Origin of the sequence: Arthrobacter sp. R-11 (assembly GCF_049913155.1) — a bacterium.
In the GTDB taxonomy this organism is placed as follows: Bacteria; Actinomycetota; Actinomycetes; order Actinomycetales; family Micrococcaceae; genus Arthrobacter.
In genome coordinates this window covers 1,207,629-1,225,422 of sequence record NZ_CP183979.1, presented here as the reverse complement: position 1 = coordinate 1,225,422, position 17,794 = coordinate 1,207,629, and the positions used below count along the sequence as shown (strand labels likewise).

The window sequence follows — 17,794 nt, the reverse complement described above, 5'->3', positions numbered from 1 at the left end:
CGCTTGCTGCGAGAGGTAGCTGCACTTTCCCCGTCGGAAACGATTACGGGCAGTTGCTCAGAAATAGCCACATCGACTCCAGCCCCGGGCGTTCGCCCGGATTATTCGTGAGGCGGCTCGGCCGAAGGCCGGGCTCGGCCTTCCACGTATGTGGTGCGATGTTTCGCTCCATCTACTGGCCTCCCCGATCAGCGGGCGGTTTGCCTGCTGATGGGATTAACGTATTCCCGGGCATTTACATTTCCGGTGACAAACTGCGGCGATTCGCGTGTCCGCGATGTGAACTTCATGTGAACCCCGGCCAACCGGCGTCGGGATTGCAGTCGAACGGGTCAGGCGCCGAAGCGCCGCTGCCGGCCGGCGTAGTCGCGCAGGGCCCGCAGGAAGTCGATCTTGCGGAAGGCCGGCCACAGAGCCTCGCAGAAATAGAACTCGCTGTAGGCGCTCTGCCACATCAGGAAGCCGGAGAGCCGCTGCTCCCCCGAGGTGCGGATCACCAGGTCCGGGTCGGGCTGGCCGCGGGTGTACAGGAAACGGGAAATGTCGTCCACGGACAGTTCGTCCGCGACCTCGGCCATGTCGCGGCCCTTGGCGACAGCGTCGTGCAGCAGTTCACGGACGGCGTCGACGATCTCGCGGCGGCCGCCGTACCCGACGGCGACATTCACGTGCAGCTTCTCGCGCACCGGTGTGCGGGCGGTGAGTTTGTTGAGCCGCTCGGCGAGGTAATCGGGCAGGAGTTCAGGGGCGCCCATGGCGTGCACCGAGATGTCCGGGGCCTCGTCCAGGCGGTCCATCGTGTTGGCGATGATCCCCATGAGCAGGTCCAATTCCTCACCGGATCGGCTCATGTTGTCCGTCGAGAGCATGTAGAGCGTGACCACTTTGACGCCGAGTTCCTGGCACCAGCCGAGGAACTCGTGGATCTTGTCCGCACCGGCCTGGTGGCCCTGACTGGTGGGGGCGTTGAACTGCCGGGCCCAGCGCCGGTTGCCGTCCACCATCACGCCGATGTGCCGCGGAATCTTGTCCGTTTCAAGGGCGCGCAGGAGCTTGCGCTCGTAGAAGCCGTAGAGAATCCCGGGCAGCTCCATCCGGATGTTCACCTGACTTCCTTCACTCACCACATACCCGGGCGAGGTGCCGCAGGTGCATCACCTAGGCTACCGCCCCGGGCCGGGATGGACGTGCACGCACAGTCGTGAAGCGAGGCCAACGAAAGTTACTCACTGGTAACCTACCGGATCGTAGCTTACCCTTTAAACCATGTCGGAGCTTCTCTTGGCCAAACCCCTCTGGCGCGGCTGGATCCACGCCGTAGCCACCCCGTTCGCCCTCGTGGCAGGGATCGTGCTGGTGTCCCTGGCGCCGGGCGCGGACCGCAAAGTCGCCTCCGCCGTCTATGCCGTCACGGGCATCCTGCTGTTCGGGGTGTCAGCGGTCTACCACCGCGGCAATTGGCAAGCAAAGACCAGGATGCTCCTCAAGCGCCTGGACCACAGCAACATCATGCTGGTGATTGCAGGCAGCTACACACCCTTGTCCTGGTGCCTGCTGGACCGCCCTACAGCCGTGCTGCTGTTGTGGCTGATCTGGAGCGGGGCCATCTTCGGGGTGCTGTTCCGGGTGCTGTGGACGCATGCGCCGCGTTGGCTCTACGTGCCGATCTACGTGGCGCTGGGCTGCGCCGCGGTGTTCTTCCTGCCCCAGTTCTTCGCCGCGAGCTTCCCGGCTTCAGTGCTGGTCTGCGTGGGGGGCGTCTTCTATATTGCGGGGGCCGTGTTCTACGGGCTGAAGGCGCCCAATTTCCGGCCCGGGGTCTTCGGCTTCCACGAGCTCTTCCACGTTTTCACCGTGCTCGGATTCGCTGCACACTTCGCCGCGATCATGGTCGCGGTGCTGCGCTAGCAATACGCTAGGCTGGCGTCCCGCTTCCCGGCAGGAAATAGGCGCTTCCTTCAGGCGTCCGTTCTACCAGCCCGGCGTCAACCAGGTAGCGCCGCAGCATCACATGGTCGTCGCTGTACTGCACGAGCCGGGCGTTGAACGTCCTCTCATCGAGCACCTCGCCCGGAGCAAGGACTTGCTTTGCGATCCATAGCAGGAGCAAACGCCGCTGTTCCTGGTTCGCCGGGTATCTGTCGATCCGCCCGTCTTTCCGCAGGAACCTCTCAAGGCCCGCCCCGTCCGCCGTGTGCCCGGGACGCCGCAGAAACCGCTGGAGATAATCCCGGCTGACGCCTGGAACGGGTTCGGCACCGTCAAGCACTCCGGCGTTCATCAGGGCCGAACGCGCTTTGCTCCTCTCCAAGGCGGAGAGCCGCTTGCCCTCCCGCTCGGCCTCTTCGAGGACCACTTCAGCAAACGCAATCCTGGTCTTTTCATTGAGCAACATGGCAATCAATCCGCGCCATTCCACGCCGCTCATCGCTCCCCCGTGTCCGTCGGGCTGCCCGTCATCGCGGCGAGCTGTTCCTCGAGTTCCGCCAGCGACGCCACCGGCCGCCGGCAGACCATGTCCCGGCACAGGTACACCTGCGGCGAACCGTCCGCGGCGGCAGAGCGGTGCTCCAGCAGTGGAACCGGCTCCTGTTCCGGAACCTGCCCGCCGTCGTCGGGGCCCTGCACGGCAATGACCAGTCCCGGGCTCGGCGAGAGCAGCAGCCGGCGGTGCAGTTCGCGCCGCAGGGGCCCGTCCGGCCCGGCGACTGCGGCCTCCAACGGCCCGGCCAGGGCGGCCTGCCCGGTGGCCAGGAGCCAGCCGGCCACGCGTGGGGCACGGGTGGCGATCGGCGGCAGCAGGTTCAGGATGTTCCCGGCCATCACGCGCTGCCCGTGCGAGCCGGAATAGGCCGCGGACGAAAGCAGGGCCCCGGCGAATGCGGCCGCACCGCTGGGGGCGGCGTTGTCGAAGGGATCCAGGGATGGTTGCTCGCCCTGCGCCCGGAGCACCTGCCCGGACTCCCCCGCCGAATCGGACAGGCGACCTCCGGCCGCAAAGCGGGCAGCGGCTTCCGTCAGCAGCTCCTGCGCGAAGCCGTACCAGCGGGCACGCCCCGTGACCGCGTAGAGCGCCAGCATTCCATCGGCGCAGAAGGCGTAGTCCTCCAGGAGCCCGCCGATTCCACGGGCTGTCCCCTCGTGGGAGACCCGGCTGAGCCGCGGGCGGCCGGGTCCATCACCGCGGGATGGCCCGGCACCCCAGTGCACGCGGTGCAGGTACCCGGCGATGTTTTCCGCCGCCCGGATGAACCGGGGCTCTTCGAGGATGGCCCCGGCCTCGGCCAGGGCGGCGACGGCCAGTCCGTTCCAGCCGGCCACCACTTTGTCGTCCCGCTCGGGTTGGGTGCGGCGCGAACGGGCCGCCAGCAGCACGGGGCGCGAACGCTCCCACAACCCCGCCTCGGCGGCATTGAAGCTGCGGCCCGGATGCAGCGGCGAACCGTCGGCGGACACCGTCCCGCGCCCGGCGACGTCCATCAGCCGGGCCACCGCGGGCCCGTCGTCCGGCCCCAGTGCCTCCTCGAGCTGCGCGGGGCTCCACAGGTAGGTGGCGCCCTCGCGGTGGACGCCGCCCACCACGGTGTCGGCGTCCAGGGAGGAGGCCAGGCCACCTTCCGCTTCGGCGCCTTCCGCCCCCGAATCCAGGCCCAGCGCATCGATCATCCACGCCGCTGCCTCCGAGGCCACCGCGGCAGCTTCCGCTGCCGGGAAGACGGCGTCCCCGCCCAGCCGGACCCAATGCGCGTACGCCCGCACCAGCTGGGCGTTGTCGTAGAGCATCTTCTCGAAATGCGGGACCGACCAGTCGGCCGTCACCGAGTAGCGGGCAAAACCGCCGTCCAGCTGGTCCCTGAGGGCGGACCGGGCCATCGCGGCCAGGGTGCGGCCTGCCATGTCCCGTGCGGCGTCCGAAGTCTCGGAGGGGACCGCCGCGTGGCGGATGAGGAACTCCAGCACCGACGACGGCGGGAACTTGGGCGCGCGGCCGAAGCCGCCGTCGTCGGGGTCTTCCGTACGCGCCAGCTGGCGTACCGCGGCGGCCAGCAGCCCGGCGTCGAACGGCTGCGGAACGGCGTCGAGGACGACGGCGGCAGCCGCCTGGGCGTCCCCCATCCCGGCAGCGAGCCCGCGGGCATTCTGTTCGACGGCGTCGCGGCGTTCCAGCCAAGCCTCGCGGACCGCTTCGAGCACCTGCCGGAAGGAGGGGCGGCCGGGTAGCGGCGCGGGCGGGAAGTAGGTTCCGGCATGGAAGGCCAGACCCTCCGGCGTGAGGAAGACGGACATGGGCCAGCCGCCTTCGCCGCTGATTGCCTGGGTGGCGGCCATGTAGACCGAATCGACATCCGGCCGCTCCTCGCGGTCCACCTTGATGGCCACGAAATGGGCGTTCAGGTAGTCGGCGGTGTCCTGGTCCTCAAAGGATTCGTGTGCCATGACGTGGCACCAATGGCAGGCGGCATAGCCGATGGAGAGGAAGACGGGAACATCGCGTGCCGCGGCAAGCGCGAAGGCCTCGTCCCCGAAGGGCTGCCAGTGCACCGGGTTATAGGCATGTTGGCGCAGATAGGCCGAGGGCTCGGAGCCGAGGGCATTGAAGCTCCCCGGCTCCTGCGGGCCGTTGCTAGCGGCTGGCTGCTCCGCCATCACCATCGGCCTCGGAATCGGGACCGCCCTCGGCGGCAAGGCGGGCTTCTTCGACCTGGGCGCGGTAGCGGACCCGGCGGATCCGGCGGACCATGTCCACGATCAGGAAGGTCGTCAGCACCACGATGAAAGCGGTCAGGATGAAGCCCCAGGTACCGGGCGTCACCTGGTCCTCCGACAGGCCCGGCCGCAGGGACGGAGTCGGCGAAGGCGCCGGGGTCGTGGCCAGGACGAGGAGCAAGTGGTGCACGGTTCAAACCTTCTGTGGGAGGTGCTGGCTGCCGGGCGGCGTTTCCCGCCTGATTTCTACGTCTGATAGAAATCGCCCCGGCACGTTCTATCTTAGCCCTGCGAACAGGTCCTTTTCGGGCAGTTCGGCCGGGACGCGGGAATGTACCAGGGTGTAGTCCTCCCACGGCCACACCGTGCGCTGCAGCTCCGGGGAGACCGCGAAGAAGAAGCCTTCGGGGTCGATCTGGGTGCGGTGGGCACGGAGCGCATCGTCACGGAGCTCGAAGTAGTCCCCGCAGTCCACCTGCGTGGTGGTCTGGTGCGCGGGCCTTGGCGGAGTGTGGCCTTCGGCGTCGGCCTCCAGCCAGGCGGCCAGGCGGGCGGCGTAGGGCGACTGCAGGCCGGCCTCCTCAAGGGCAAAGTGGAGGGCGCGGAAACGTTCAGGGCTGAAGGCGCGGTCGTAGTAGAGCTTGGCCGGCGCCCAGGCTTCCCCGATGCCCTGGTAGCGCTCGGGATCGCCCGCCGCATGGTAAGCCTCGACGGCCACCTTGTGCGCCATGATGTGGTCCGGGTGCGGGTAACCGCCGTTCTCGTCATAGCTGAGGACGACGTGCGGCTTGAAGTCGCGGACCAGACGCACCAGAGGCGCGGCGGCGCGTTCCAGGGGCTGCAGCGCGAAGCAGCCCTGCGGAAGCGGCGGCGTCGGATCGCCTTCGGGCAGTCCGGAATCCACGAAGCCGAGCCATCGCTGGCGGATGCCCAGGACCTTCGCTGCGGCGTCCATCTCCAGCCGGCGGGCTCCCGCCATGTCCCGCTTGGGGTGGGGGGCGTCCTCCATGCCGGGGTTCTGGATGTCACCGCGGGAGCCGTCGGTGCAGGTCGCCACCATCACCTCGACGCCGGACGCGGCGTACATCGCCATGGTCGCTGCGCCCTTGCTGGATTCGTCGTCCGGGTGCGCGTGGACCGCGAGGAGCCGGAGCGGAGTGGCGGAGCTGGTGGATGTGCTCATCCGGTGACATTCCTCTTTCTAGTGCTGCCGGCCGGGGTGCTGCCGGCAATGCTTGTCCTGCGTGCGGGTGGCAGGTAACGGGCTGGTGCAAGGGAGCCGCCGGAAGCGCACTAAACTGGATGGGTGACTTCGGAAGACCCCTCGGCTACAGCGCTGCCGGCAAGTACCAGCCTAGCCAATCGCTACGGCGGCCAAAAGCGGCGCCTCGGGCGCAAGGGGATGCGTAACCTGGTCATCGCTGCGCTGCTGCTGGGCATCGGGTTCATGGCCTGGATCGCAACCACCAGCGCCACCGCCCCGGTCACCTTCAAGGACATCGGCTACCACGCCACGGACGCCACGCAGATCGAACTGGATTTCCAGGTCTCCAAGTACCCCGGGGCAACGGCAAAGTGTGCCGTGAAGGCCTTGGATTCCAAGTTCGCGGTGGTGGGCTGGAAGGTCGTGGAGATCGGACCGAACGAGCCCAAAGACGGCGCCGACGGCGGGCGCACCACCATCCACCGGCTGGCGCTGCGTACCGAATCGGAAGCCGTTTCCGGCGTCGTCGACAATTGCTGGATCGTGGACAGCGGCCACTGAACCGGTGTGACGCGCGACTCCTTTGCCTTTTGGTTTGTCCACAGGATTGACTACACTGGATCAATACCTCACCCCGCTGAGCTGGTTACTGAGTTCCACGAGTGGCCACCACTGCGGGGTCTTTTGCTTGCAGATCCATAAGGAGAAGTCCGTGTCTACCACCAACAGCGCAACTGCAGCGTGGCTTACCCAGGACGCATATGACCGCCTGAAGGCCGAACTGGAGCACCTGTCCGGGGCCGGCCGTGCGGACATCGTCCAGAAGATCGAAGCCGCGCGCCAGGAAGGCGACTTGAAGGAAAACGGCGGCTACCACGCCGCCAAGGAGGAACAGGGCAAGATCGAGGCCCGCATCCGCCAGTTGACCGTGCTGCTGCGCGACGCCCAGGTCGGCGAAGCCCCCGCCGACGACGGAATCGTCGAACCCGGCATGCTCGTCGTTGCCCGCATCGCCGGTGATGAGGAAACCTTCCTGCTTGGCTCCCGCGAGATCGCGGGCGATTCCGATCTGGACGTCTTCAGTGAGAAGTCCCCGCTCGGCGTCGCGATCATGGGCCACAAGGAGGGCGACAAGCTCAGCTACACCGCCCCCAACGGCAAGGAAATTCCGGTGGAGATCGTTTCCGCCAAGCCGTTCACCGGCTAAGCAACGCTTAACCACAACGCCGGCCCTCCCCTTTGCGGGGAGGGCCGGCGCCTTGCGTTAAGGGGCTTTCGGCCGGAGCAGCGCCGCGGCCAGGACGCCGCCCGCCGCGCCGCCAAGGTGCGCCTGCCAGGACACCATGCCCATCACGCTGGGGAGCACCCCGAACAGGATGCCGCCGTAGGCCAGGAACAGCACCACCGACAGCAACAGCTGCCACCAGTTGCGGTTCAGGACGCCGCGCACCAACAGGAAGGCGAACAGGCCAAACACGAGCCCCGACGCGCCGACCGTCAAGCCGCCGCCGATCAGCCAGACCGCCACGCCGGACCCGAACCAGCTGAGCGCCATGGTGGTCAGGAACACCCTCAGCCCGGAAAGGAACACCAGGAAACCGAAGATGACTAGCGGCAGCGCGTTGGAGAACAGGTGCCCGAAGTTGGCGTGCAACAAGGGGAAGGTCAGGATGTCCAGCACGCCGTCCAGGCTCCGAGGGCGCAGCCCGAACGTGCGGTTGAGCCCGTGGAGGAGCAGCGTGTTGATCAGCTCGATCACGGCCAGCAGCGCCACGAAGCCGCCCATGAGGAGCAGCCCGCCCTTGGCGCGCGCCGCGAGGGACTCCTTCCCCGGCGCGGACGGCTCCGGGGTGCTGCCGGCAAGGTAAGCCATGCGGGCCCCGCCGTCAGTGCACCACGATCGGCTGGAAGCCCTCGGCCCGGAGCGCAGCGAGCACCTGCGCGCTGTGCTCGTGGCCCTTGGTTTCCAGGTTGATGGTGATCGAGACATCGCCCATGCTGATCGCACCGCCCACTCGGGTGTGGTCCAGTCCGGTGACGTTGGCGTCGTTCTCGGCGATGATCCGGGCAATGGTGGCCAGCGAACCGGGGCGGTCGTCGAGCATCATGCGCACCGTCATGAAACGCCCCGCCGCAGAGAGGCCGCGCTGGATTACCTTGAGCATGAGCATGGGGTCGATGTTGCCGCCCGAAAGCACCACTGCCACCTTGCCGGGGTTTTCGATGGTGCCGTCCATGAGCGCAGCAACGCCCACGGCGCCGGCGGGCTCCACCACCATCTTGGCGCGCTCGAGCAGGAAGATCAGCGCCCGGGCGAGGGAGTCCTCGCTAACAGTTACGACGTCGTCGACCAGTTCGCGGATAATGCTGAATGGCAGCTGCCCGGGGCGGCCGACGGCGATGCCATCTGCCATGGTGGACACCTTCTTGAGCGGCACCAGCGCATCGGCGGCAAGCGAGGGCGGGTAGGCCGCCGCGTTTTCGGCCTGGACGCCGATGATTCGGATCTCGCGGCCGAGTTCCTTCGCCTTGGCCTTGATGGCGACGGCGACGCCGGCCAGCAGCCCGCCGCCGCCGACCCCCATCAGGATGGTGTCGACGTCGGGGACCTGCTCGAGGATTTCCAGGCCGATGGTGCCCTGGCCGGCCACGACGTCGACGTTGTCGAAGGGGTGCACGAACACGGCGCCGCTTTCGTCGGCGTAGCGCTGGGCCTCAGCGAGGGCCTCGTCCACGTTGTGGCCGTGGAGCACCACTTCGGCGCCGTGGCTGCGGGTCGCTGCAAGCTTGGGCAGGGCGACACCGAGGGGCATGTAGATGCGGGCCTTGATGCCCAGGCTCTTGGCGGCCACGGCCACGCCCTGGGCGTGGTTGCCGGCCGAGGCGGCCACTACGCCGCGGGCCTTTTCCTCGGCAGAGAGCCGGGCCATCCGGACGTAGGCGCCACGCACCTTGAAGGAGCCGGCGCGTTGCAGGTTCTCGCACTTGAAGAACACTTCGCCGCCCACCATGGCGCCAAGCGCCCGCGATGTCTCGATCGGCGTCTTGGTAATAATGCCCTCGAGCAGCTCCTGCGCCTTAAGGACATCGTCCAGGGTGACGGGCAGGGTTTCGAGGGTGTTCACGGATTACTCTCCTTTTTCGGTCTCGGCTGCCGGGTCCTGGCCGGTGCCCGGCCGGACAGCCGCTTCATGGGTGGGGGCATCGTTGCCACCCGGGGACTGCTTTCCGCCGTGCGCCGGGCGCAGGCCGGCGGGCCGGATGTCCTTGATGTTGGGGTCCTGCTCGGGATCCTGCATCTCGGCTCCGGCCTCCTTGTAGGAGGCGGACAGTCCTTCATCATGTTCCCACGTCCGGGCGGCAATATAGCGCACCGCCGTGTTTGCTACGGCCAGCAGCGGCACGGCAAAGAGCGCGCCGGGGATTCCAGCGAGGTAGGAACCGGCGGCAACGGAGAGGATCACAGCCACCGGGTGCAGGGACACGGCCTTGCCCATGACGATCGGCTGCAGGATGTGGCTTTCCAACTGCTGGACCAGCAGCACGATGCCGAGCATGATCAACGCGTTGACCCACCCATTCGCCACGAGGGCGAGCAGGATGGCGATCGCACCGGTGACGAGCGCACCGACCACGGGGATGAAGGAGGCGATGAACACCAGCACGCCCAGCGGCAAGGCCAAGGGAACCCCGATGATCGCGGCACCGGCGCCGATGCCCACGGCGTCCACGAAGGCCACGAACATCTGAATGCGCACGTAGCTGACCATGGACGACCATCCGCGGCGCCCGGCGCCGTCGGTGGCTGCCCGGGCCCTCTTTGGCAGCAGCCGCACCAGGAAGCTCCAGATCCGTGAGCCTTCCAGGAGGAAGAAAATCAGGATGAACAGTGCCAGGACAAGCCCGGCGGCAAAATGGCCTGCCGTGCTTCCGAAGGACAGGGCGCCGCTGAGGATGCTGCTGCTGTTGTTCTGGAGTGCGTTGACGCCGTCTTCGATGTACTTGTCGATCTGGTCCGCCGTGATGTGCAGGGGCCCATCCACAAGCCAGGACTGGACCTGCTGGATGCCGACCAAGGCCTGTTGCCACAGTTCACCGAAGCCGGTGGCGAGCTGGCGGCCCACCAGTGCGAGTGCGCCGGCGATCAGTCCAATGAAGCCGAGCACCGTCAACGCGACGGCGATGCCCTGCGGCATGGCTTTGCGCAGCCACGCGGTGACCGGGTGCAGCAGGCCGGCCAGCAGGGACGCGACCATCAGCGGGATGATGAGGAAGCTGACCTTGGACAGGAGCCAGATCAACGCCCCGCCCACCAGCAGGATCAGCCCGACCCGCCAGGCCCAGGCCGCCGCGATCCGCACGCCGTAGGGGATGTCCTGTGCGATCTCGTGCTCGGAAAGCCGGGGCGGAACTACCGTGGGACGGGCGGGCGGAAGGGAGGGTGTGGCGTCTGGTGTCGGCGTCATGCCCCCATAATTCCCCAGGCGGGGCCGGATGGGAAACCGCCGTGCCAGGGCAGGAAACTGCTCAGAGCGCTGCCGAAATCCCCCAGCGCATCGTGAAGGACGCTCCGGGTTCGAGCCAGCGAAGGCCCTCGCCGGAATTGAAGGCGTTTGCCGGGCCGGTCATGGGCTCGATCGCCACCGCCTTGCTGCGGCCCGGGAAATTGCCCGTGACGAAGACATGCACGTAGCCGCAGCTCTCGTCCTGTTCAAGGGTGACGCTGCGCCCGTCCGGCGCACTGAGCACGTGGCGGGCCACGCCGCCGTCGAACACCAGGTCCGTATAGGCGACGTCGATGTCCAGGCCAGCGACGGCGGCTCCTCCGCCCAGCGTGTATCCGCCGTCCGCGGGCGCGGCACTGCGCGGGATCAGCCGTTCGTCCGCCACCAGGCGGGTGGCCGCCTGGACGGTCAGGGTCAGTTCCTCCGGGGCGGTGTCCCCGAGGCGCAGGTACGGGTGGGCGCCGAGCACGAACGGCGCCGCGGAGTGCGAGTCGTTGATGAAGGTCTGCGAGACCCGCAGGGCAAGGTCCGCGTCGATTCCGTAGCGCACCCGGTGCCGGGCGAGGAAGGGGTAGCCGTGCTGCGGGAAGATCACGGCTTCGAGGGTGACCGAGAATTCGTCTTCGTCCACCAGCGCGTAGGAGGCATTGCGCAGCAGGCCGTGGCTGGCGTTGTTGCGGCCCACCTCGGTGATGTCCAGCTGCTGCTTTTTCCCGTCCAGGTACCACACGCCGTCTTCCACGCGGTTGGCCCACGGCGCCAGGGTGATGCCGGTGGCGCCGGGCGGGAGTTCGTCGTCGTTGTAGCTTTCGGTCAGCTGCACGCCGGCGCGGCTGAAGAGGCGCAGACCGGCGGCCAGTTCCGTGACGACCGCGAGCGCGTCGCCGCGGCGGATCTCGTACTGGCGGCCGCTGGCGAAGCGGCGGGATTCGGTCTCTTCACCGGCAATCTCGGTATGCATGGCATAAACCGTACTGCATCGGCGGATGTGATGTTTTGTTAATTTATTTGCCCTTTTGGTTAGTTGTGGGATGATTGTCACATGACTCGCCTTAGCAGCACTTTCCTCGCCGACGGCCGGGAGCTGATGTATTTCGACGACGCCGGCACCCCGCCGCGGGACCCCGCCTCCCTGGTGGACCACCGCGAACTGCCGCCGCGCGCCGAGCCGGGCGAAGTCCGCTTCGACGCACTGAGCGGGGACTGGGTCGCCGTCGCAGCCCACCGCCAGAGCCGCACCCACCTGCCGCCGGCAGACCAGTGCCCCATCTGCCCCACCACGCCGGAGAACCCGTCGGAGATCCCGGCGCCGGACTACGACGTCGTGGTGTTCGAGAACCGCTTCCCTTCCCTCGGCCCCGCAACAGGAGAACTGCCGGAGGCCCACGGCCACGGCTGGGGTCACAGCGCACCCGCCTTCGGGCGCTGCGAGGTGGTTTCCTTCACACCGCAGCACACCGGCTCCTTCGCCGAGCTCAGCGAACAGCGGGCCCGCACGGTGATCGAAGCCTGGGCGCAGCGCACCGAAGCCCTGAGCGCACTGCCCGGCATCAAGCAGGTCTTCCCCTTCGAAAACCGGGGGGCGGACATCGGCGTTACGCTGCACCACCCGCACGGGCAGATCTACGCCTATCCCTACATCACCCCGCGTGCGGAAGTCCTAGCCTCCGCCGCGGCCGCACACTTCGAGCGCAGCGGCGGCAAGGAAACCCTGGCCGCCTCCATCCTGGGTGCGGAACGCAGCGAGGGCAGCCGCATGGTCCTGGAGGCGGAACACTTCAGCGCGTACGTCCCCTTCGCCGCCCGCTGGCCGCTGGAAATCCACCTCGTTCCGCACCGGCACGTCCCGGACCTTGCCGCACTGAACGGCGCGGAACGCGATGAACTGGCCGTGGTGTACCTGGAACTGCTCAAGCGGCTGGACCGGCTCTACCCCACGCCCATGCCGTACATCTCGGCCTGGTACCAGGCGCCCCTGGAGTCCTCCCTGCGTGAGTCGGGCCAGCTGCACCTGCAGCTGACGTCCCCGCGCCGGGCGGCGGACAAGCTGAAGTTCCTCGCCGGCTCCGAAGCGGCCATGGGAGCGTTCATCAACGACACCACCCCCGAAGCCGTTGCCGAGAGGCTCAGGGCAGTTGCCAGCCCTGTCTTCGACGGCACCCTCCCGGAAGGAGCACGCGCATGACCCGCACCCGAGCCGTCGACCACACGGACGGGCAGCTCCGCAGCGGACTTGCCGCCCGCTTCGAGGAGGCTTTCGAGGCAGTGCCCGACGGCGTCTGGCAGGCACCGGGACGCGTGAACCTGATCGGCGAGCACACCGACTACAACGAAGGCTTCGTGCTGCCCTTCGCGATCGACAAGACTGCCAAGGTGGCCATCCGCCTGCGCGATGACTCCACAGTGCGGCTGCTGTCCACCTTCGGCGACCAGGGCATCGTGGACGCCGAGCTGTCCGAGCTCGCGCCCGGTTCCGTCAAAGGGTGGGGCAAGTACCCGCTGGGGGTCGCCTGGGCGCTGCAACAGCGGGGCATTGCGGTGCCGGGCTTCGACCTGCTCCTCGATTCGGATGTTCCGCTGGGTGCCGGTCTGTCGTCGTCGCACGCCATCGAATGCGCCGTCATCAGCGCCCTGAACGAACTCACCGGCGCCGGGCTGACCGCCCCGGAGATGGTGCTGGCCACACAGCAGGGCGAGAACGGCTTCGTCGGCGCTCCGACCGGCATCATGGACCAGTCTGCGTCCCTGCGCGGCAGCAAGGGCAAGGCGGTGTTCCTGGACTGCCGCGACCAGAGCGTGGAACTGGTCCCCTTCGACGCCGAAGCCGCGGGCCTGGTGCTGCTGGTGATCGACACGAAGGTTTCGCATTCCCACGCCGACGGCGGTTACGCCTCGCGCCGCGAGTCCTGTGAGCTGGGTGCCCGGCTCATGGGCGTACCGGCCCTGCGCGACCTCGGGGTGGAGCAGCTCGACGACGCCGCCCGGACCCTCGACGACGTCACGTTCCGCCGGGTCCGCCACGTGGTTACGGAGAACGCGCGCGTGCTTGAGACAGTCGTGCGGCTGGCCGCGGACGGGGCCGGCAGCATCGGCAGCTTCCTGGACGCCAGCCACGCTTCGATGCGCGACGACTTCGAAATCTCCTGCCCGGAGCTCGACCTCGCCGTCGACACGGCACGGGCCAACGGCGCCATCGGCGCGCGCATGACCGGCGGCGGTTTCGGCGGCTCGGCGATCGCCCTGACCCCGGTGGAACTGGAGCAGCAGGTGCGCGACGCCGTCATGCGGTCCTTCGCGGACGCAGGCTTCACCGCGCCGGACATCTTCACGGTCACCCCGGCGGCCGGGGCTTCCCGCCTGGCCTGAGCGCGCTGACGCATCAGGCCCGTGGCCCGGGCGTAAGCTGGGGCCATGACTGAGGCTGTCATCGTGTCCATGGCCCGGAGCCCGATCGGCCGGGCCTTCAAAGGCTCCCTCAAGGATGAGCGCCCGGACGACCTGGCCGCCGCCATGGTCACCGCCGCGCTGGCGAAGATCCCCGCATTCGACGCCGGTGCGGGCGCCGGCCTCGGACTGGACGACCTCTACCTGGGGTGCGCGGAACCCAGCGGCGAAGCGGGCTCGAACATGGCACGCGTGGTGTCGGTGCTGTGCGGGCTCGACTACGTACCGGCCGTCACGGTCAACCGCTTCTGCGCCTCGAGCCTGCAGGCCCTGCGCATGGCGTTCCATGCAATCCGGGCCGGCGAGGGCCACGCGTTCCTCACTGGCGGCGTGGAGTCGGTGTCCCGGTACCAGAACTGGGCCGGTGCCGGGGAAAGCGACGCCGGGGTGCACAACCCGCGCTTCCAGGCCGCGAAGCAGCGCACCGCGGCCAGGGCAGCGTCGAACACTCCGTGGACGGACCCGCGGCTCGGGGACCGCCTGCCGGACATCTACATCGCCATGGGTCAGACGGCGGAGAACGTCGCCACCACCTACGGGATCAGCCGGGCGGAACAGGACGAATGGGGCGTGCTCAGCCAGAACCGGGCGGAGGCTGCGATTGCCTCGGGATTTTTCAGTCGCGAGATCACCCCGTACACCCACAAGGACGGAACCGTGGTGGAGCGGGACGATTCGCCGCGCCCGGGGGTGACCCTGGAGGCCGTCAGCGCCCTGGAACCGGTTTTCCGCAGCGAAGGAACCGTCACAGCGGGCAACGCCTGCCCGCTGAACGACGGCGCCGCCGCCGTCGTCGTCATGAGCAGCTCCCGCGCGCGGGAGCTTGGCCTGACGCCGCTGGCGCGCATTGTCGCGACCGCCGCGAGCGCCCTCTCCCCCGAGATCATGGGCATGGGGCCGGTGGAATCCACCCGGCGTGCATTGGACCTGGCCGGCCTGACCATGGCGGACATCGACCTCGTGGAGCTCAACGAGGCCTTCGCCGTGCAGGTGGTGGCCAGCGCCCGCGAGCTGGGCATCGATCCGGAGAAGCTCAATGTCCATGGCGGCGCGATCGCCCTGGGCCACCCCTTCGGCATGACCGGGGCCCGGATGACCAACACCTTGCTCAACGGTCTGCGCGAACGCGATGGCACGTTTGGCCTGGCCACCCTGTGCGTGGGCGGCGGCCAGGGCATGGCCGTGGTCTTCGAGCGGCTGGGTTGACTGGCAAGATGACCCGGCAATAACAAGGGCCCCGCCGGAGCGGGGCCCTTACTTCTTGCTTACAAGGGGGAGCGCTAGTCGTCGCCGCGAAGGATGGCCAGCAGGCGGATGATTTCCACGTACAGCCACACCAGGGTGACCGTCAGGCCGAAGGCAGCCGTCCAGGAGTAGCGCTCCGGAGCGCCGGCGCGGACGCCTTCCTCGATGCTGGTGAAGTCCATAATGAGGGAGAACGCGGCCAGGCCGATCGCCAGGAGGCCGACGAAGACGCCGAGCGGGATACCGGCGATCTCCATGCTGGTGCGCAGCCCAAAGGGCTCAGTCACGGCGCCGGTCAGCATCATGACCATGTTGATCAGCGCGAAGACGGCGTAGCCGATCGTGGCGATCATGAAGAAGCGGATCGCCTTGGGGGTGGCGCGGACCTTGCCGCTCTTGAAGAGCAGGAGGGTCACGCCGGTCACCGCCAGTGTGCCGATCACGGCCTGCAGGCCGACGCCCGGGTACAGGCCGTCCAGGATGCGGGTGAGGCCGCCGAGGAACAGGCCTTCGAGGCCTGCGTAGGCAAGGATCAGCGCCGGCGAGGGCTGCTTCTTGAAGGTGTTGACCAGGGCCAGGACAAAGCCGCCGAGCGCGCCGACGATCATCAGGAGGCTGGCGGTTCCGGCCGGCACGAACAGCGTCACGGCAGCGCCGAGGACCACCACGGCGAGGCAGGCCGCGGTCTTGATGATGACGTCGTCGAACGTCATGCGGCCGGTCTCGACCGGACCTGCGGCGGGCCGGCTGTACATCTGCTCGAGCTGTTCGTTGCTCAGCCCCTGCTGCTGGGCCGCCCAGCCGGGCTGGCCCTGCGGGTTCTGCGCATACGGGTTCTGGCCATACGGGTTCTGCGCATACGGGTTCTGGCCATACGGGTTCTGGCCGTACGGGTTGTGGGCATAAGGATTTGCGGGAACAGGCGGTGCCTGCGTAGCCCCACGGAAATTCTTTCCGTTGAAGATCGGGTTGCCGCCGAGTGCCATGTGGGTGTCCTCCTGAATAAGGGCGAAGTGATGATTCACGCTACCAATTCCTACGCATGGCGGACCGCGAAAGTTCCAGCCGGCCATCACAGTTTAGAAAGGCCCCAATGCTCGGAGGGTTTTCTTTAGTCAAACTGAACATATTGTTGCCTCGGACTTCACAGTTGTTATCTGATCGCGACCTCCAGAGTCCCTGCGCGCAGCATTATTCACGCTCGCTCGGCGGTAGCATAAGCACGCATGGGTGATGCAAGTCACACAGCGAGGCTACGGAAGCCGTGTGCCTAGCCCATGACCGTTCGCACCGGCTGCAATGGCGCACCCGGACCACCCCCCAATGTGGAAGGTATTCCATCTTGAGAAGCACAAGCAGAGAGCGGTCCAAGAGACCGCATGCGGGACTGCGGCAAGTCGTGGGGGCGCTCTTCGCTGCCCTCGTGGCAGCACTGCTGCTGGCAGGACCCGCCGCGCAGGCAGTCACCCCGTCGCCTTCGCCGTCGCCCGCTCAACAAGGTTTCCAGAACAACATCAGCGGCTTCCTCCGCGACGACGCCCGCGCACCGATCCCGGGTGTCCGGATCACCGCCAAGGGCAACAACTTCGAAGGCTCGGCGACCTCTGGCGCCAACGGCGCGTGGAACATCCCTGTGCCGTCCAAAGGCACCTACACGATTGAGCTGGACACCTCCACCCTGCCGGACGGCATCAAGCTCGCCGAAGGCCAGCAGAACCCCCGGGACGTCTCCTTCAGCCAGACGTCCAACCTCTCGGTGATTTTCGCCTTCGGCAAGGGCATCGTGGTCCAGGGCCAGGACTTCGGCCAGGACCTGCTCAACCGCCTCGTCGCCGGGGTGAGCTTCGGCATGCTCCTGGCACTGGCCTCGGTGGGCCTGTCCCTGATCTTCGGCACCACCGGCCTGACCAACTTCGCCCACGGCGAGATGGTGACCATCGGCGCCCTCGGCGTCTTCGCCTTCAACGCCTGGGGGCTGCCGGTCTGGCTGGCCATCGCACTGGCCCTTGTGGTGGGTGCGGCTTTCGGGTATATCCAGGACGCCGGGCTGTGGCGGCCGCTGCGGCGCCGCGGAACCGGCCTGGTGCCGATGATGATCGTCTCGATCGGTCTGGCCCTGGCGGCCCGGTACGTCTTCCAGTTCTTCTTCGGCGGCGACACCCAGCAACTCCCCGGCTCGCAGGTCACCGACGTGCAGCTCGGGCCGATTTCGGTCTCCCCGAACACCCTCTGGTCCCTGCTGATCGCCGCCGTGGTGATCGCGGCCCTGGGCATCCTGCTGCTCAAAACCCGGCTCGGCAAGGCCACCCGCGCCGTGGCGGACAACCCGGCACTGGCCGCGGCCTCGGGCATCGACGTCGACCGCGTCATCCGGATCGTCTGGGTCGTCGGCGGCTTCCTGGCCGCCCTCGGCGGCATCCTCTGGGCGTACTACCGCCCCGGCGTCACCTGGGACATGGGAACGCAGATCCTGCTCGCCATCTTCGCCGGCGTGACCCTCGGCGGCCTTGGCACCGTGTTCGGCGCGCTGGTCGGGTCCCTGGTTGTCGGTATCTTCATCGAACTGACCAGCCTCGTGCTGCCGCCGGACTTGAAATACGTCGGCGCGCTCGTCGTCATGATTGTCGTCCTCCTCTTCCGTCCGCAGGGCATCCTCGGCCGGCGTGAGCGTGTGGGTTAGGAGCAAGCA

17 protein-coding genes are annotated in these 17,794 nt (G+C 67.8%); 7 read left to right on the top strand and 10 right to left on the bottom strand.

Translation table 11 applies throughout. From position 1 onward, the window contains the following. Positions 1-332 precede the first annotated feature (332 nt). A complete protein-coding gene (locus tag ACN9M4_RS05515; RefSeq protein ID WP_426303399.1) occupies positions 333-1,094 on the bottom strand; it encodes an isoprenyl transferase in 762 nt (253 codons plus the stop codon). A 172-nt stretch (positions 1,095-1,266) separates the two neighbouring features. Between ACN9M4_RS05515 and trhA the strand changes: the two genes are divergently transcribed. Next, on the top strand, positions 1,267-1,908 hold the full coding sequence (trhA, locus tag ACN9M4_RS05510; RefSeq protein WP_426302553.1) for a PAQR family membrane homeostasis protein TrhA: 642 nt from the start codon (positions 1,267-1,269) through the stop codon (positions 1,906-1,908). 7 nt (positions 1,909-1,915) lie between these two features. Here trhA and ACN9M4_RS05505 read toward each other — a convergent pair whose 3' ends face one another. The 4 genes from ACN9M4_RS05505 to mca form a co-directional block, all read right to left on the bottom strand. Continuing rightward, the gene (locus tag ACN9M4_RS05505) at positions 1,916-2,395 is read right to left on the bottom strand and encodes a DUF2087 domain-containing protein (protein WP_426302552.1); all 480 of its coding nucleotides are present in this window, start codon (positions 2,393-2,395) and stop codon (positions 1,916-1,918) included. A 29-nt stretch (positions 2,396-2,424) separates the two neighbouring features. Next, positions 2,425-4,653, bottom strand: a complete 2,229-nt coding sequence (locus ACN9M4_RS05500) for a thioredoxin domain-containing protein (protein ID WP_426302551.1) — start codon at positions 4,651-4,653, stop codon at positions 2,425-2,427. Continuing rightward, positions 4,625-4,897, bottom strand: a complete 273-nt coding sequence (locus tag ACN9M4_RS05495; protein ID WP_426302550.1) for a hypothetical protein — start codon at positions 4,895-4,897, stop codon at positions 4,625-4,627. The genes ACN9M4_RS05500 and ACN9M4_RS05495 overlap by 29 nt, the downstream gene beginning before the upstream one ends. Positions 4,898-4,984: 87 nt before the next feature. After that, positions 4,985-5,890, bottom strand: a complete 906-nt coding sequence (gene mca / locus ACN9M4_RS05490) for a mycothiol conjugate amidase Mca (RefSeq protein ID WP_426302549.1) — start codon at positions 5,888-5,890, stop codon at positions 4,985-4,987. A 123-nt stretch (positions 5,891-6,013) separates the two neighbouring features. Here mca and ACN9M4_RS05485 point away from each other — a divergent pair, with 123 nt between their 5' ends. Both ACN9M4_RS05485 and greA read left to right on the top strand, forming a co-directional pair. Continuing rightward, positions 6,014-6,472, top strand: a complete 459-nt coding sequence (locus ACN9M4_RS05485) for a DUF4307 domain-containing protein (protein WP_426302548.1) — start codon at positions 6,014-6,016, stop codon at positions 6,470-6,472. Positions 6,473-6,623: 151 nt separating this feature from the next. Further along, positions 6,624-7,118 carry a transcription elongation factor GreA gene (gene greA, locus ACN9M4_RS05480; protein ID WP_426302547.1) on the top strand — a complete coding sequence of 165 codons (495 nt, stop codon included), beginning with the start codon at positions 6,624-6,626 and terminating at the stop codon, positions 7,116-7,118. A gap of 57 nt (positions 7,119-7,175) precedes the next feature. Here greA and ACN9M4_RS05475 read toward each other — a convergent pair whose 3' ends face one another. From ACN9M4_RS05475 to ACN9M4_RS05460, 4 genes are all read right to left on the bottom strand, one after another. Further along, positions 7,176-7,784, bottom strand: coding sequence for a rhomboid family intramembrane serine protease (locus ACN9M4_RS05475; protein ID WP_426302546.1), 609 nt, complete (start codon positions 7,782-7,784; stop codon positions 7,176-7,178). A 13-nt stretch (positions 7,785-7,797) separates the two neighbouring features. Beyond that, positions 7,798-9,036, bottom strand: a complete 1,239-nt coding sequence (gene ilvA, locus ACN9M4_RS05470; protein WP_426302545.1) for a threonine ammonia-lyase — start codon at positions 9,034-9,036, stop codon at positions 7,798-7,800. A gap of 3 nt (positions 9,037-9,039) precedes the next feature. Next, positions 9,040-10,377, bottom strand: coding sequence for an AI-2E family transporter (locus ACN9M4_RS05465; RefSeq protein WP_426302544.1), 1,338 nt, complete (start codon positions 10,375-10,377; stop codon positions 9,040-9,042). Positions 10,378-10,438: 61 nt separating this feature from the next. After that, the gene (locus tag ACN9M4_RS05460; RefSeq protein ID WP_426302543.1) at positions 10,439-11,377 is read right to left on the bottom strand and encodes an aldose 1-epimerase family protein; all 939 of its coding nucleotides are present in this window, start codon (positions 11,375-11,377) and stop codon (positions 10,439-10,441) included. 81 nt (positions 11,378-11,458) lie between these two features. On the opposite strand from ACN9M4_RS05460, the gene galT reads away from it, so the two are divergent. Genes galT through ACN9M4_RS05445 form a run of 3 tightly spaced genes read left to right on the top strand, consistent with a single transcriptional unit; the run spans position 11,459 to position 15,066 of the window. Continuing rightward, on the top strand, positions 11,459-12,601 hold the full coding sequence (galT, locus tag ACN9M4_RS05455; RefSeq protein WP_426302542.1) for a galactose-1-phosphate uridylyltransferase: 1,143 nt from the start codon (positions 11,459-11,461) through the stop codon (positions 12,599-12,601). After that, the gene (gene galK, locus ACN9M4_RS05450) at positions 12,598-13,782 is read left to right on the top strand and encodes a galactokinase (RefSeq protein WP_426302541.1); all 1,185 of its coding nucleotides are present in this window, start codon (positions 12,598-12,600) and stop codon (positions 13,780-13,782) included. The genes galT and galK overlap by 4 nt, the downstream gene beginning before the upstream one ends. A 45-nt stretch (positions 13,783-13,827) precedes the next feature. After that, the gene (locus tag ACN9M4_RS05445) at positions 13,828-15,066 is read left to right on the top strand and encodes an acetyl-CoA C-acetyltransferase (protein WP_426302540.1); all 1,239 of its coding nucleotides are present in this window, start codon (positions 13,828-13,830) and stop codon (positions 15,064-15,066) included. 74 nt (positions 15,067-15,140) lie between these two features. Here ACN9M4_RS05445 and ACN9M4_RS05440 read toward each other — a convergent pair whose 3' ends face one another. After that, positions 15,141-16,091, bottom strand: a complete 951-nt coding sequence (locus ACN9M4_RS05440; protein ID WP_426303398.1) for a Bax inhibitor-1/YccA family membrane protein — start codon at positions 16,089-16,091, stop codon at positions 15,141-15,143. 413 nt (positions 16,092-16,504) lie between these two features. On the opposite strand from ACN9M4_RS05440, the gene ACN9M4_RS05435 reads away from it, so the two are divergent. Continuing rightward, complete coding sequence (locus ACN9M4_RS05435; RefSeq protein ID WP_426303397.1) at positions 16,505-17,785, top strand: branched-chain amino acid ABC transporter permease; 1,281 nt, start codon at positions 16,505-16,507, stop codon at positions 17,783-17,785. Positions 17,786-17,794: the final 9 nt, after the last annotated feature.

Excerpts from the sequence above, each read along its gene's own strand:
- galK (WP_426302541.1), top strand. The coding sequence starts at position 12,598 with ATGACCCGCACCCGAGCCGTCGACCACACGGACGGGCAGCTCCGCAGC.
- ACN9M4_RS05475 (WP_426302546.1), bottom strand. The coding sequence starts at position 7,784 with ATGGCTTACCTTGCCGGCAGCACCCCGGAGCCGTCCGCGCCGGGGAAG.
- mca (WP_426302549.1), bottom strand. The coding sequence starts at position 5,890 with ATGAGCACATCCACCAGCTCCGCCACTCCGCTCCGGCTCCTCGCGGTC.
- trhA (WP_426302553.1), top strand. The coding sequence starts at position 1,267 with ATGTCGGAGCTTCTCTTGGCCAAACCCCTCTGGCGCGGCTGGATCCAC.
- galT (WP_426302542.1), top strand. The coding sequence starts at position 11,459 with ATGACTCGCCTTAGCAGCACTTTCCTCGCCGACGGCCGGGAGCTGATG.
- ACN9M4_RS05460 (WP_426302543.1), bottom strand. The coding sequence starts at position 11,377 with ATGCATACCGAGATTGCCGGTGAAGAGACCGAATCCCGCCGCTTCGCC.
- ACN9M4_RS05515 (WP_426303399.1), bottom strand. The coding sequence starts at position 1,094 with ATGGAGCTGCCCGGGATTCTCTACGGCTTCTACGAGCGCAAGCTCCTG.
- ACN9M4_RS05440 (WP_426303398.1), bottom strand. The coding sequence starts at position 16,091 with ATGGCACTCGGCGGCAACCCGATCTTCAACGGAAAGAATTTCCGTGGG.
- ACN9M4_RS05505 (WP_426302552.1), bottom strand. The coding sequence starts at position 2,395 with ATGTTGCTCAATGAAAAGACCAGGATTGCGTTTGCTGAAGTGGTCCTC.
- ACN9M4_RS05500 (WP_426302551.1), bottom strand. The coding sequence starts at position 4,653 with ATGGTGATGGCGGAGCAGCCAGCCGCTAGCAACGGCCCGCAGGAGCCG.
- ACN9M4_RS05445 (WP_426302540.1), top strand. The coding sequence starts at position 13,828 with ATGACTGAGGCTGTCATCGTGTCCATGGCCCGGAGCCCGATCGGCCGG.
- ACN9M4_RS05465 (WP_426302544.1), bottom strand. The coding sequence starts at position 10,377 with ATGACGCCGACACCAGACGCCACACCCTCCCTTCCGCCCGCCCGTCCC.